Consider the following 13,912-nt stretch of genomic DNA (forward strand, 5'->3'; position numbering starts at 1 on the left):
ATACCCTTCGATCACTGTGGTGAGATTGCGGATCAAGAGTGTGATTGCGGAGGTTCTCTATCCATCGATATCGTGTTCAGTCTTTTGGACTGCAGTACTGGCTCCGTGTCTCGATTTGTCCATCGAGTGTTCTGAGTTCTGAAATGATTTTAAAATGAGTTGTTCAGATTATCATTCCATATATTATGTGTTGGTATTCGTTTCAACCCTCCCTATTTCGCACTGGGATCAGAATCCTACTCGAGAGAGTATAGTCCGGAAATATCTTGCTTCACCGACGAAAATATAGTGCCGTCTCAATCATATCTCTCAGTGAGTACTTCTAAGAACCGCTCTATCAAAGCGGTTGTAGTCGTCGAATGGCCTCGTATATTGGGATTTTCCCGTCTGAGGATCAACGACATCACGCGCCAATAGCGGCATTTATCAACTAGAACTACTATTTTGTTGTGCGTGATGTGGTTTCGATCTTCATCAATCACTGACTGTCGATCGCATTCGTCGACCCAATCGTGGACCCGTTTTCCATTGAACTCAGTACTGAACTATTTCACTCTCGACTAGTATTCGAAAGAGACAGGTTACCGAGATGCTATTGAGTATTAATCTGCAGCCGGAGCCAGCCGAGTGCCTCGGGGTTGTTCGGAAGACCAACCGTCTTCCGTGATGATGAGAGAGCTTTGCTCTCTCGAACCACTTGACACCGAGGCAGTTCACTGCGATTGAGTCGGTGTTCCTAACGGACCTGCAGAGGAGACTTCGTCTTCTCTTCTTTGCTGATGGCCTCAACGATGAGTTCAGCGACGTCGACGATCTCGATCTCGTCCTCGTAGCCACCGGTCTTGCGGCCGTCCTCGTACATCGTCATGCACATCGGACAGGCGACGACGAACTTCTCCACGTCGGGACCGTTATCCGTGTCCTCGAGAGCCTCTCGAAGCCGCTCCTCGCTGGGTTTCGGGTCTTCCTCGAAGTCCATCCAGAGGCCGCCACCGCCGCCGCCACAACAGAAGGAATCCGCGCGGTTGCGCGGCATCTCGTCGAGTTCACAGCCCGTGGCCTTGATAAGTTCGCGCGGAGCCTCGTACTCGTCGTTGTATCGGCCGAGATGACAGGGGTCGTGGTAGGTGACCGTGTAGTCGAGTTCGGTACCCGAAAGCTCGAGTTTGCCCTCAGTCACGAGTTCCTCGACAGCTTGGGTCCAGTGGTAGACGTCGATCTCGCCGTCTTCGTTCCACTGCTCGTCGTACTCGAAGGGCATCATCGGATCGTCGGCGAACTCGTCGAAGTTGAGCTCCGGATACTCGTTCTCGAACGTGTTGTAGGAGTGTGGATCGGTACAGATGATCGTATCGAACTCACACTCCTCCCAGGTCTCGACGTGGTGACCGGCGAGTTCGATGTAGAGGAACTCCTCGCCGACCCGTCGGATATCGTTGCCATCGTATTTCTCGTCGTCGAAGAGGATCCCGAAGCTGACGTCGGCTTCCTGCAGAATCGTCGCCAGCGAGCGGGCGACCTGCTTGTTCCGTTCGTCGTAACTCGGGAAGTCGCCGACGTACCAGAGGTAATCGACTTCTTCCTCGCGAGCGTCGGGCACGTCGAACGCGAGTTCGTCGGCCCAGTCGCCCCGATTACGCGGCGAGTTTCCGAACGTGTTGCCGTTTTGCATGACGTTCTGGAAGACGTCCTGCATGCTTGCGTCGATGTCTCCCTGATCAGTCATCTGCCGATTGAGCCGAGTGAAACTTTTGAGATGCTCGATTTCGACGGGACAGGCGTCCATACAGGCCATGCAGGCCATACATGATTCCATCGTCTCGGTGTCGATGACGCTCGTACTTCCGTCGGACGGACCGCCCGATGACGTACCTCTCGCTGCGCTCGCGCCACCGCCGTCGGCGATGATGGGTCGTTCTTCGCCGTCGGCCTCGAGACTCTCTCGATACGACTTCAGATCGAGGATGACATTACGCGGATCTAGCGGCCGATCGGCGGCGTTAGCGGGACAGACCGACGAACAGCGACCGCACTTGGTACAGGCGTCCTGATCGAGGATCTCTTTCCAGGTGAAGTCGTCGATGGATTCGGCGTTGGTGGCGTCGAGATCGGACGGAACGTTCGGTAGCCGTTTGCCGGCCTTCTCATCGCGGGCGACGATGTTGACGAACGAGGAGAGCATATGGAACGGCTTGGCGTAGGGGATCCACGCGATGAAAAAGAGCGCGAGCAGCGAGTGACCCCACCAGGCCATCCAGTGGAGGGCGCCTCCGAGAGCGCTCTCACCGGCCGGTACGCCCAGTGCTTCGAGCGCCAGTGCCGTTCCCCACCCGACGAAGCTCACGACTTCATGTTGTGGGAACTCGTTCACCAGGATGCGGACGCCCTCGAGGAAGAACCCACCGACGCCCAGCAAGAAGAGCGTCCAGATGAAGAGGTCGTCCTCGAGCGAGGTGTGTCGACCGATCAGGTGCCGATTCTGGACCCAGTACCGCCGGTACACCGCCATCCCGAGTCCGACGATGAACAGTAGCCCCATCGCATCGACCATAAACTGATAGACGAGGTAGAAGTCACCGACCCAGAACGACTCTCCGAGAAGTAGCTGGGTGCCGTATTCGTCGACCATGAGGATCGACGTCGCAATGAACAGCGTCAGGAAGCCCCAGAAAACGAACGTGTGCATCAGTCCCCCGTAGAGGTCTCGATCGAACTGCTTCTCGTTCGTCAGAACGACCTTCGTCCCACTGATGATTCGTCCGCCTAACTCGTTCAGCCGGGGAAACTCATCGTCGTCACCCTTCCTGTAACGGGCGATCCGACGGTAGACACCGATCGCGAAGATAGCAACCGCGATCGATACGAGTAAGTAGAACATCACATATTCGGTACTTCCGATCGGCTCATAGGTCTCACGAGTAACTGATGCCGCTACTGCCACATCACTCATATGCTATTGCACATGGCCGGATAATTTAACTCTTATTACAGATGTCGTAGGGCTTACATTCCGTTAGTGGACCGGTATCAGTGTTCCAATAGCATATAGAACGGCTATTTCAAAAATACTATGAAACGGTTTGCGTTTCAAATCGCGAAAATCGTTTCTCCCACTCTCGCTACCCGTGGGACTTCGTTCAGGCGGTTTTTCGCGGCTCTCGTGCACGTCAGACCGTTCGATGCCCCTGTTCACCTACTGGAACTCTTCGGTGAGCGCGGGGACGACGTCGAAGAGGTCGTCGACGATGGCGTAATCAGCGATGTCCATGATCGGTGCGTTGGGGTCGGTGTTAATCGCGACGATCGTATCGGAGCCCTTCATGCCGGCGACGTGCTGAACCGCGCCGGAGATACCGATCGCGATGTAGACGTCGGGCGTGACGACCTTTCCGGACTGGCCGACCTGCCGGTTCTTGGGCAGCCAGCCGTTGTCGACGATCGGCCGTGAGGACGATACTGTCGCGTCGAGCGCGTCCGCGAGTTCCTCGATGATCGGGAGGTTCTCTTCCTCTTCGATCCCGCGACCGACGCTCACGAGGACGTCCGCTTCGCTGATATCGACGTCGCCGCCGCCGACCTCCTCGAAGCCGTTGACGGTCGAGCCGATCGCGTCTTCGTCGATCGTCGCGTCGAAGGTCTCGATCGAAGCGTCGCCGGTGCCCTCCGCAGCGGGCCACTCGGCACCGCGGATCGTGACCACCGCACTGCCCTCGAGTTCGTTGGTGGTTTCGACCTTCCCACCGTACATCTCGCGGGTGGCGATGAGGGTGTCACCGTCGGTCTCGAGGTCGATCGTGTCGGTGACGATCGGCAATTCGAGTTCGGTGGCGACGGCGGGGGCGTAGTCGAGGCCGTTGACGCTGTTGGGCGCCAGCACGTACTGAGGTGCGAGCTCGTCGTAGAGCTGCGTGATCGCCTGCGTGTAGACGTCGTGGTTGAACTCCTTGCCGTGGTCGACGGTGTGGATGGCGTCGACGCCCTCGCGGTTGAGTTCCTCCGCGAACTCGTTGACAGTGCCGCTGACGACCGCCAGATGCAGGTCGCCGCCGGTCTCGTCGGCCAGTTGGCGGCCCGCCGTGATGATCTCGTAGCTGACGTCGCGCAGCTCGCCGCGGCGGTGGTCCGTGACTGCCAGGACGTCCGTCATGGTGCCACCCCCTTGTCGCGAAGCAGGTCACCTAATTCGGCTGCGGTCTCCTCGGGACTGCCCTCCCAGGTCGTCACGTCGCTCTCGCTTTCGGGTTCGTACATGTCGGTCAGCTCGAGTTCGGATTCGATGACGCTCTCGTCGACGTCGAGGTCGGCGAGCGCCTTGACGTCGAGTTCCTTGCGCTGGGCCTGACGGATACCCCGCAGGCTGGCGTAACGCGGCTCGTTGATCCCCGTCTGGATCGTCAGCACGGCCGGGAGCTCGATGTCAGTCAGCTCCTCGACCCCGCCCTCGAGTTCGCGTCGCACCGAGGCGGCGTCCTCGAGGTCGTGCTCGAGGTGGTTGACGACGGCACCCCACTGGTAGCCGATTTCCTCAGCGACGGAGACGCCCGTCGCACCGAAGCTGTCGTCGCCGGCCTGAACGCCTGTCAGAACGAGGTCGGGATCTTCCTCCTCGATAACGGCGCTGAGGATCTCCGTCTTCGCGCCGACGTCCAGCAGATCGACGTCCTCGAGCGAGTCGTCCCAGATGCGGACGGCGCGGTCAGCGCCCTTTGCGAGTACTTGACGGATCGTTTCCTCGCACTCTTCAGGTCCGATCGTCACCGCCACGACTTCGTCGACGATTCCAGCTTCTTGGAGCTGGACAGCCTCTTCGACGGCGTAGCTATCCCACTCGTTCAAATCACGATTGAGGTATTGGTCAGCGATTGTCGTCTCCTCGACCTCGAACTTATCTTCAACAGTCAGGACCTCTTTCGCTGTAACGAGGACTCTCATTACAGGTGCATGCTAGCTACAACCACATATATATATGTATCTAATCGGCTGTGCCGAACCGCCGCACGTCACCTACACACGTGTATAGCCAGCCGAGAGGCCGCTTGACAGCTATATCCGTGGCTTCGGCTGTTCCTGTCTGCTGCGGAAAGCGTCTCTCATCGCAACGCTCTGTTGAACCCTTAGCAAAAATATCGGTGTCGCTATTCGCTTCTTCGCTCGTGATCTCTCTAAACCGTATAGACCGGTTTGCTGAGGAAGTCTTCGAGTGACATAGATAATTTCGATAAGGATACCTCATCTTCTCAAACTGACCCGACTAGAGAATACCTAGTCACCTATGGTCGATAATATTTAAACTCTCAGTAAACGTGGCGCCGAAACCGTGGATACTGACCGTCTTGCTGTTCTATCCATTCTGATAAACTGGTGTGAGCATATCCCAAGAAGAGATATTAATTCATAGTCTCCAGATTACCTATGAGGAACCACATGTTCGATACCATTTTCATTTGTATATGTCAAAGGTCCTGCGAGGAAATTTGTCAGTCTAATAGCGAGCCCACCTGAATCTATATCGTATCTTGAGAGCGATATTGGAAATTACAACCGTACTATTGTAACGGAGGTAGTTTCACTCCGCTAATTCGGAGCGAGATTCTCCCGGGACAGTTTGATATATACAAGTTCCTCGGGTGGGGACAGGAAGACCAATTGCCTACTGGTGGTGTTCCGTATCGTGTTTTCACTCCCACTCCATTAGCAGCATTCCAGTTGCAAAATCGCATCTGTCCAACGGTATTTCCACCATTTAATCTGAAATATGCCTAGTTTTAATACACAGAAAGCCACTCTGTGAGACGTAGATTCATGGTGCAAGCTGGCACAAACACAGCGATCGGACTAGTCGGATACCTACTGATAGTCGCAGCTATCGGCTATTGGGGCTCAAGGCGTGTCGATTCAGAGGAAGACTTCTACCTGGGGGGTGATCAGCTCCCAGGGTGGGCACTGGCGCTCTCGGAACGAAGTTCTGCGATGTCAGGGTGGCTTCTCCTTGGCATGCCAGGATTGGCGTGGTCTGTGGGACTCTCAGCTGTTTGGGTATTGGCTGGTTCAGCGATCGGAGCAATTGTTCAATGGATCTTCTATTCACGGCCGTTCATGGAGGGACGAAAAGAAACGGGTGCGGTTACACCGACCGGTCTACTGGCCGAGAAATTCCCCGGTGACACACCAGTTCTACGCCTTCTTCCGGCGTTGATCACATTCGTATTCTACATGGGGTACGTTGGCTCGCAGTTCCTCGCTGGTGGGAAGATTCTTCAACAGGTCTTCGGAATTGCACCGCGTACCGGGTTAGTAATCATCGCAGGTCTGATTATCGCATATTCGCTCGCAGGCGGATTTCTCGCAGTCGTCTGGACTGACGCCTTGCAAGCGTTACTTATGGTGTTCACGCTCGTTATCTTACCTATAACACTATTTGCTCAGGTGGCCGCTGACCCTTCTTTCTCGCTCATGGGGCGTCTCGCGGCCTCTGGCGGTAATCGAGCGTCGTGGTTCGGTGGTACGAGCGGTGCAGCAGTCTTGGTTCTACTCGGTGCGAACCTGAGCTGGTTCTTCACTTACCTCGGCGGCTATCCTCATCTCGCTGCGAGGATGATGGCGCTACGGGATGAGAAGGACCGCCGATTAGGAGTCGTCATTGCGTCTTTCTGGACAGTGCTGGCCGCTTCCGGTGCGGTTCTGATCGGTCTCCTAGCACGAGCCCTCTATGGTGCGCCACAAGCTCTGCAGGCGGATCGAGAGATGGTATTACCATTTATGATTTTGAATAATATGCCAGCGCTGCTTGGTGGTGTACTACTCGCTGGCGCACTCGCCGCGATGATGTCGACTGCTGATTCGCAACTCGTCGTGGCCAGTTCGGCCGCTGCCCAAGACGTCTACAACAAGGTTATCGCAAAGGAACGGGAGTTCAGCGAGAAAGTTCGACTTCGAATATCCCGGATAGCGACGCTTTTCGTCGGCGCCGCTGGATTGGCTATCGCATTGACCGCCGAGGACTTGGTGTACATGCTAGTTAGCTACTCCGGAACCGGGCTGTTCTCGGCATTCGGTCCGGCGTTCACCCTACTGTTCTTCTGGAGAGATAACGTCTCTAAAGCAGGTATCATCTGTGCACTTATTGTCGGTCCTGCTGCAACGATCGCGTGGATCTCACTCGGGATGACCTCTATCGTTACTGTTCGGCTCGTTGCGCCGCCGCTCGGATTCGCCGCAGGAATTATCGGATCACTTGTCTGGCCGCCAGATGGGCCGACAGAGCGGCCGGTCAGCGCTTCAACAGCACAGGATTAGTGGTACTACCACTTTATTTGCTATTCATTTCGACCTTCGGGATTCCATGGGGAGGGACAGCCTCCTACTCTCACCGAGCATATCGATAACACCGATTCCATTGGTGACGTACTGCGCGAATGTCTTCTTCCCCTTCGGGGTAATTGCCTGGTTTCTGTCCAGCAGCCCTCCAGAGCAAACGATATATATGAGCACGTCATGTGTTTACACAGCATGCATACTGAGCGTGAGATAACTGTTCTCGAGACACACACTGCCGGGGAACCGACTCGCATCATCACGGACGAGATCGAGCCGATCGTGAACGATGGCGATATCCGCGAGAAGCGTGCAGACTTCGCTGAAAATCACGATGAGATACGCCAGCTTCTTATGCAAGAGCCGCGCGGGCACGCTGACATGTACGGGGCGGCTATCGTAGATTCCTCCCATCCTGACGCCGACTTTGGCACGTTCTTTATGGACGGTGGTGGATATGTAGATATGTGTGGTCACGCGACCATCGGAATCGTCACGGCATTCATTGAGACCGGTCGACTCGAACCACAGGAGGTATTCAAGATAGAGACTCCTTGTGGAATTGTGCGTGCTCGTCCGACCCTGGAAAACGATCGGGTTTCTCAGGTCGCCGTTGAAAACGTTGACTCTTTCTACGTTGAAGAACGAGAAGTGCCGGTAGAAATAGGAGCTGAACGGGAACTAATACCAGTAGACCTTGTCTATTCGGGAAATCTCTTCGCACTCGTCGATGCCAGTGATATTGGCTTGCCAATCATTCCCGAAAGAGCCGACAACTTTCAACAATACGGCGGAGCTATCCGCCGGAAATTGAACGAGCAGCCGAGTATCGAGCACCCAGTCGAGGGGACAGTACACGACGTCTCAGTAGTCGAATTCTATGAACATGGTGATCCGGATCGGAATATCGTTATCTACGGTAACCGAGATCAAATTGATCGGTCTCCCTGTGGATCCGGAACATGTGCGAAGATGACCTATCTATACGAAAATGGCGATCTCGACCTCGACGAATCATATCCATATCAAAGTGTTATTGGAACTGAATTCGAAGGAACGCTTTTAGAAACGGAAACCAGCAACGGAGTCGAGATGGTGACACCCCAGGTAACCGGGTCTGCATATATCGTTGCGGAACATACGTTCTACAAAGACCCACATGATCCGCTTATCGGATTCACGATATAGCTACTTTCTCTCACTCCCGATGGGTTCGAGACCATCGCTTACGGCGACTCCGTCGATGTTCCCAGACAGTGTGTACGTTCGTCTCTCTCGAGCGGAAGTCCTGTTCCCGACTAGACCGACGTTATCGGCACTGTGTCCAGGGAAGAGAAGACAGCTGTGTGATTCGATAACTAACCGATGAATTTATCCGTAGTTTCGATCTATGTGTAAAGACGTGCCATGAGTCCGCATAATAGATCAATCCAGCGCGATGTCAGAGAGCTCGGTGCACTACTGGGCGATGTTCTGACCGACCAGACTTCGGACCAGGCGTTCGAGACCGTTGAGTCCTGCCGACAAGCGGCGATCGAGTACCGAACGGCCGATCTCGAGTCGCGAGAGCCGCTGATCTCGCGACTCGAGGGGCTTTCGCCCCACCAACAGCGGATCGTCGCGCGGGCGTTTACGACCTACTTCGAACTGATCAACCTCGCGGAGAAGCGCGAGCGGGTCCGGACGATCCGCACGGAATCCGACGAGGGAACGCTCGAGGACAGTCTCGAGACGGCGGCCGCCGAACTCAGCGAGAGCGACGCTGAGACCGTCGAGCGGATCCTCGACGACGTCCTTATCGAGCCGACGTTTACGGCCCATCCGACTGAAGCCCGGCGCAAGACCGTGAAGTCCAAACTTCGCTCTATCGCGACGTCCCTCGAGACCTTAGACGAACGGCTGTTGACCGAGAAGGAGGAGGAACAGGTCTGGCGGGACATCGACGCGGAAGTGACGAGTCTCTGGCAGACGCCGCAGGTGCGCAACCGTCAGCCCGAACCCGAAGACGAGGCGCGCAACGTCCAGTGGTACCTTGAGAACACGCTGTTCGACGTGGTCGGCGAGGTCTACGACGAACTCGACGATGCAATCGACGCGGAGATCGACGGCGACCTCGAGATTCCGAAACTGTTCGAGTTCCGTTCGTGGGCGGGCAGTGACCGCGACGGGAATCCCTACGTCACGCCCGAGGTGACCGCCACCACGCTCGAACGCCAGCGCGAGATCATCCTCGAGAAGTACCGCGACGAGCTCAAACGGCTCTCGGGCGTGTTGAGTCAGGACGGCAACCGTATTAACACGGGCACCGAGTTCGAGGCGTCCCTCGAAGAGGATCGCGAGCGGCTGCCGGGAAGCGCCCGCACGGCCGAGGAGCGATACCCGGGAGAGCCCTACCGTCAGAAACTCAAACTCATGCGCGAGCGCCTCGACCGCGTCGGCGACGTTCGGCCCGGCGGCTACGACGACGTCGAGGAACTGCTCGATGACCTCGCGGTCATCGCCCAGAGCCTACAGAACAACGGCAGTGAGAGCGTCGTCGAGGCCCACGTCGATCCGATCCGCCGACAGGTCGCCACCTTCGGCTTCTCGCTGGCCAGCCTCGATCTGCGCGAACACCAGCAGAAACACACCGACGCCATCGCCGAAGCCCTCGAGCGCGAGGGAATTGACTACACGTCGCTCTCGGAGGACGAACGCGTCGAACTGCTGACTGACGCAGTCCTGCAGGACGATCCCCTCATCGACCTCAGCGAGACCGAGGGACTGTCCGACGACTCGGCGCGAGTGCTCGAGTTGTTCGACAGCCTCGGAGACTGGCAGACCGAGTACGGCGTCGAGGCCATCGACACCTACGCCATCTCGATGACTGACGAGCCCAGCCACGTCCTCGAGGTGCTGTTCCTCGCGGATCAGGCCGGCGTCGTCTCCCTGCCCGAACACTCCGGAATCGACATCGTCCCCCTGCTCGAGACCGAGTACGCCCTCTCGGGAGCCCGTCGAATCATGGGCACGCTCTTCGAGAACGAAGCCTACAGCCAAGCGCTCGAGGCCCGCGGGCAGACCCAGGAGATCATGCTGGGCTACTCGGACTCGAACAAGGAGAACGGCTATCTGGCGGCTAACTGGTCGCTGTTCAAGAACCAGCGCCGGCTGGGCGAGATCTGCGACGATTACGACGTCCAGATGCGGCTGTTCCACGGCCGCGGCGGCTCGATCTCCCGCGGCGGCGGCCCGATGAACGAGGCGCTGCTCGCGCTGCCCAACAACACGATCACCGGTCAGGTCAAGTTCACCGAACAGGGCGAAGCGATCGCCGAGAAGTACGGTAATCCCCGTATCGCCGAGCGCAACATCGAGCAGATGCTCAACGCCCAGCTCCGGGCGCGAAAGCAGGCGATAGACCGGCCCGAAGAGGACATCCCCACGGAGTGGTTCGAGGCGATGGAGACCATGGCCGACGTCGCCCGGCGGGAGTACCGCGACCTCCTCGAGAGCGAGGGGTTCGTTCGGTACTTCGAGCAGGCGACACCGATCACCGTTATCGAGGACCTCGATTTGGGCTCGCGTCCAGCTTCCCGCAGCGGGGAACGAACCGTCGAGGACCTCCGGGCGATCCCGTGGGTGTTCTCTTGGACCCAGTCACGGTGTATTCTGCCGGGCTGGTACGCCCTCGCCGCCGGCATCGACGCGTACTTGGACGACGGCGGCTCGATGGAGACCCTCCAGGAGATGTACGACGAGTGGCCGTTCTTCCGGACGACGCTCGATAACGCCGCCCTCTCGCTCTCTCGCACCGAACTCGAGATCGCCGAACAGTACGCCGGTCTGGCGGAGTCCGACCTCCGCGAGCGGTTCTTCCCGCGTGTCTGTGACGAGTACCAGCGGGCGACGGAGTTGGTGACCGAGATCGCCCGGCGCGAGGATCTCCACACCCGCGACTGGCTCGGCGAGAATCTCGAGCGGCGCAACCCCTACGTCGACCCGCTGAACCTGCTACAGGTCCATCTCCTCGATCAGAACCACCGCACCGACGTCGAGGAACGAACCCTCCGGCTGACGGTCAAAGGCGTCGCCGCCGGCATGAAGAACACGGGGTGAGTCGTAGCCACCGATACCGATCCAGTGAAAGACGCACTTCCCCGCTTCCCGCGTAGCGCGCTATTCGTTCAGACGTGAATCGAGCAGGAGCTTCTGTTCGACGCGCTTGACCTCGTGTTGGACGTCGCGGACGGCGTCGATGTTGGCCGAGATCGAACTGATACCCTCGTTGACGAGGTACTGAACCATCTCGGGCTTGGAGCCGGCCTGCCCGCAGATGCTCGTGTCGACGTCGTGTTCGCGGCAGGTCTCGATGACGTCGCCGAGCAGCCGCAGGACGGCGGGGTGGAGTTCGTCGAAGCGGTCAGCAACGTTCTCGTTGTTGCGGTCGACTGCGAGCGTGTACTGGGTGAGGTCGTTGGTGCCGAACGAAGCGAAGTCGATACCCGCCTCGGCCATCTCCTCGACCGACAGCGCCGACGCCGGCGTCTCGATCATTGCACCCCAGCGGCGCTTCTCGGGATCGATACCGGCCTCTCTCATGAGTCCCTTGGCCTGATAGACGTCTTCGGCGTCATTGACCAGCGGGAGCATGATTTCGACGTTATCGTAGCCCAGTTCGTAGAGCCGCCGAAACGCCTCGAGTTCGTGGGCGAAGACGTCGGGGCGGTCGAGCGAGCGCCGGATGCCGCGGTAACCCAGCATCGGGTTGTGCTCTTTCGGTTCGTTCTCGCCGCCCTCGAGCTGGCGGAACTCGTCAGTAGGGGCGTCCAGCGTTCGGACGCGGACGGGACGGGGGTAGAATTCGTCAGCGACCCCACGGATTCCCTGGACGAGCTCCGTGATGTAGGAATCCTCGCCGTTCTCGTCGATGAACTTCGCGGGCGTCTGGTTCAGCGAGAGGATCATGTGCTCGGTCCGGAGGAGACCGACGCCGTCGGCGCCGGTCGCCGCCGCGCGTTCGGCAGCCTCGGGGATCGAGACGTTGACCTTGACTTCGGTCGCGGTCATGGGCTTGACCGGCGACTGCGGGCGGACCTCCTCGACGGGCTCGGTCTCCTCGTCGGGTTCGACCGCAGAGCCCTCCAACACGGCGCCCTTGTCGCCGTCGAGCGTGACGACCTGCCCGTCCTCTAAGACGGACGTCGCGTTGGTCGTCCCGACGATGGCGGGAACGCCCAGTTCGCGCGAGACGATGGCGGCGTGGCTGGTCATGCCGCCCTCGTCGGTGATGATTCCCGACGCCCGCTTCATCGCAGGCACCATATCTGGCATCGTCATCTCGGTGACGATGACGTCTCCCTCGCCGACCTTGGCCAGATCGTCGAGTTTCGTGACGATTCGGGCCGGACCGCTGACGGTGCCCGGACTCGAGCCCAGGCCGTCGACGATGACCTCGCCGGAGGCACCCGAACTCCCGCTCGAGCCGGCGCTGCTGCCGCCTTCGGTAGCCTGGACGCCGCCGCTGCCGTCGGTCAGTCCCTTCGAGGTATCGACGCCGCTGGTCGCCTCGGTGGTGGTAGCCCCACCGTCGCTGGAGTCCTCGTCGATGGTGGTGATCGGGCGGGACTGGAGCATGTAGACGTCGCCCTCGACGATGGCCCACTCGACGTCCTGGGGTTCGTCGTAGTGGTCCTCGACGCGCTCGCCGAGATCCATCAGGGCGCCGATCTCGTCGTCGCTGAGCACTCGCTGGTTGCGCTTGTCCTGTGGGACCTCGCTCTCGACGGTCTCGCCGGTCTCTTCGTCCTTTTCGTGCATCACCTTCTTCTCGGCGACGGTGACGTCGATCGCTCGGTCCTCGCGCTCGACGACGTAGTTGTCCGGGGAGACGGCTCCGGAGACGACAGCCTCGCCCAGTCCCCAGGCGGCCTCGATGATCATCGTCGGATCGCCCGTCGAGGGATGGCTCGTGAACATCACGCCGGACTTCTCGGCGTCGACCATCTGTTGGACGACGACCGCGATGTTCACGGCTGAGTGGTCGAAGCCCTGCTCCTGGCGGTAGTAGATCGCCCGCTGGGTGAACAGCGAGGCCCAGCACTCCCGGACGCGATCGAGCAGCGCCTCCTCGGTGACGTTGAGGAACGTCTCCTGCTGTCCGGCGAAGGAGGCGTCGGGCAGGTCCTCGGCCGTCGCCGACGACCGCACCGCGACGAACGCCTCCCCGTCGCCGACCTGTCGGTAGGACTCGAGGATTTCCTCGCGCAGTTCGTCGGGGAACGGCGTCTCGAGGATGAGTTCCTGGGCGCGGTCGGCGGCGTCGGCCAGCGCCGACGAGTCGTCGACGTCGACGTCGACCGCGGCGAACAGTTCCTCGTCGATTTCGGCTTCTTCGATGAACGATCGATAGGTCCCGGCGGTTACGACGAATCCCGGGGGTACGGGCAGCCCAGCACCCGTCAGCTCACCCAGGGAGGCTCCTTTGCCGCCGACCTTCTCGAGATCACCAGCACTAATCTCATCTAACCAGAGTACGGACATCTCTGTTACCGTATAACACTGTAATCAGCAAAGTATCTTCCTAATCACTATACAGCAACTGGTCGTCCGGTTCCTC

Annotated in this window: 7 protein-coding genes; 3 read left to right on the forward strand and 4 right to left on the reverse strand. The window is 58.7% G+C overall.

Features of this window, described 5'->3' with window-relative positions; all coding sequences use genetic code 11:
* Positions 1-736 precede the first annotated feature (736 nt).
* The 3 genes from WD430_RS19830 to WD430_RS19840 form a co-directional block, all read right to left on the reverse strand.
* The gene (locus tag WD430_RS19830) at positions 737-2,950 is read right to left on the reverse strand and encodes a (Fe-S)-binding protein (RefSeq protein WP_339105854.1); all 2,214 of its coding nucleotides are present in this window, start codon (positions 2,948-2,950) and stop codon (positions 737-739) included.
* A gap of 243 nt (positions 2,951-3,193) precedes the next feature.
* On the reverse strand, positions 3,194-4,147 hold the full coding sequence (locus WD430_RS19835; protein ID WP_339105855.1) for an electron transfer flavoprotein subunit alpha/FixB family protein: 954 nt from the start codon (positions 4,145-4,147) through the stop codon (positions 3,194-3,196).
* Entirely contained in the window at positions 4,144-4,932 is a 789-nt protein-coding gene (locus WD430_RS19840; protein ID WP_339105856.1) for an electron transfer flavoprotein subunit beta/FixA family protein, read from the reverse strand. Before WD430_RS19840 ends, WD430_RS19835 begins: the two co-directional genes overlap by 4 nt.
* Positions 4,933-5,802: 870 nt before the next feature.
* Here WD430_RS19840 and WD430_RS19845 point away from each other — a divergent pair.
* The 3 genes from WD430_RS19845 (at position 5,803) to ppc (ending at position 11,412) form a co-directional block, all read left to right on the forward strand.
* Positions 5,803-7,296, forward strand: a complete 1,494-nt coding sequence (locus tag WD430_RS19845) for a sodium/proline symporter (protein ID WP_339105857.1) — start codon at positions 5,803-5,805, stop codon at positions 7,294-7,296.
* Between the two features lie 213 nt (positions 7,297-7,509).
* The gene (locus WD430_RS19850) at positions 7,510-8,502 is read left to right on the forward strand and encodes a proline racemase family protein (protein ID WP_339105858.1); all 993 of its coding nucleotides are present in this window, start codon (positions 7,510-7,512) and stop codon (positions 8,500-8,502) included.
* A 219-nt stretch (positions 8,503-8,721) separates the two neighbouring features.
* Positions 8,722-11,412: a phosphoenolpyruvate carboxylase gene (gene ppc, locus WD430_RS19855; protein WP_339105859.1), complete on the forward strand. Its 2,691-nt coding sequence runs from the start codon at positions 8,722-8,724 to the stop codon at positions 11,410-11,412.
* Positions 11,413-11,472: 60 nt separating this feature from the next.
* On the opposite strand, the gene ppsA is transcribed toward ppc, so the two are convergent.
* Positions 11,473-13,836 (reverse strand): phosphoenolpyruvate synthase, encoded by a 2,364-nt coding sequence (gene ppsA / locus WD430_RS19860; protein ID WP_339105860.1) that lies wholly within the window; start codon positions 13,834-13,836, stop codon positions 11,473-11,475.
* Positions 13,837-13,912: the final 76 nt, after the last annotated feature.

The sequence above is a fragment of the Haloterrigena sp. KLK7 genome (genome assembly GCF_037914945.1).
GTDB lineage: Archaea > Halobacteriota > Halobacteria > Halobacteriales > Natrialbaceae > Haloterrigena > Haloterrigena salinisoli.

What these genes read in the sequence shown, in the direction of transcription:
- WD430_RS19830 (WP_339105854.1), bottom strand. Translation starts at nt 2,950, where the DNA reads ATGAGTGATGTGGCAGTAGCGGCATCAGTTACTCGTGAGACCTATGAG.
- WD430_RS19835 (WP_339105855.1), bottom strand. Translation starts at nt 4,147, where the DNA reads ATGACGGACGTCCTGGCAGTCACGGACCACCGCCGCGGCGAGCTGCGC.
- WD430_RS19840 (WP_339105856.1), bottom strand. Translation starts at nt 4,932, where the DNA reads ATGAGAGTCCTCGTTACAGCGAAAGAGGTCCTGACTGTTGAAGATAAG.
- WD430_RS19845 (WP_339105857.1), top strand. Translation starts at nt 5,803, where the DNA reads ATGGTGCAAGCTGGCACAAACACAGCGATCGGACTAGTCGGATACCTA.
- WD430_RS19850 (WP_339105858.1), top strand. Translation starts at nt 7,510, where the DNA reads ATGCATACTGAGCGTGAGATAACTGTTCTCGAGACACACACTGCCGGG.
- ppc (WP_339105859.1), top strand. Translation starts at nt 8,722, where the DNA reads ATGAGTCCGCATAATAGATCAATCCAGCGCGATGTCAGAGAGCTCGGT.
- ppsA (WP_339105860.1), bottom strand. Translation starts at nt 13,836, where the DNA reads ATGTCCGTACTCTGGTTAGATGAGATTAGTGCTGGTGATCTCGAGAAG.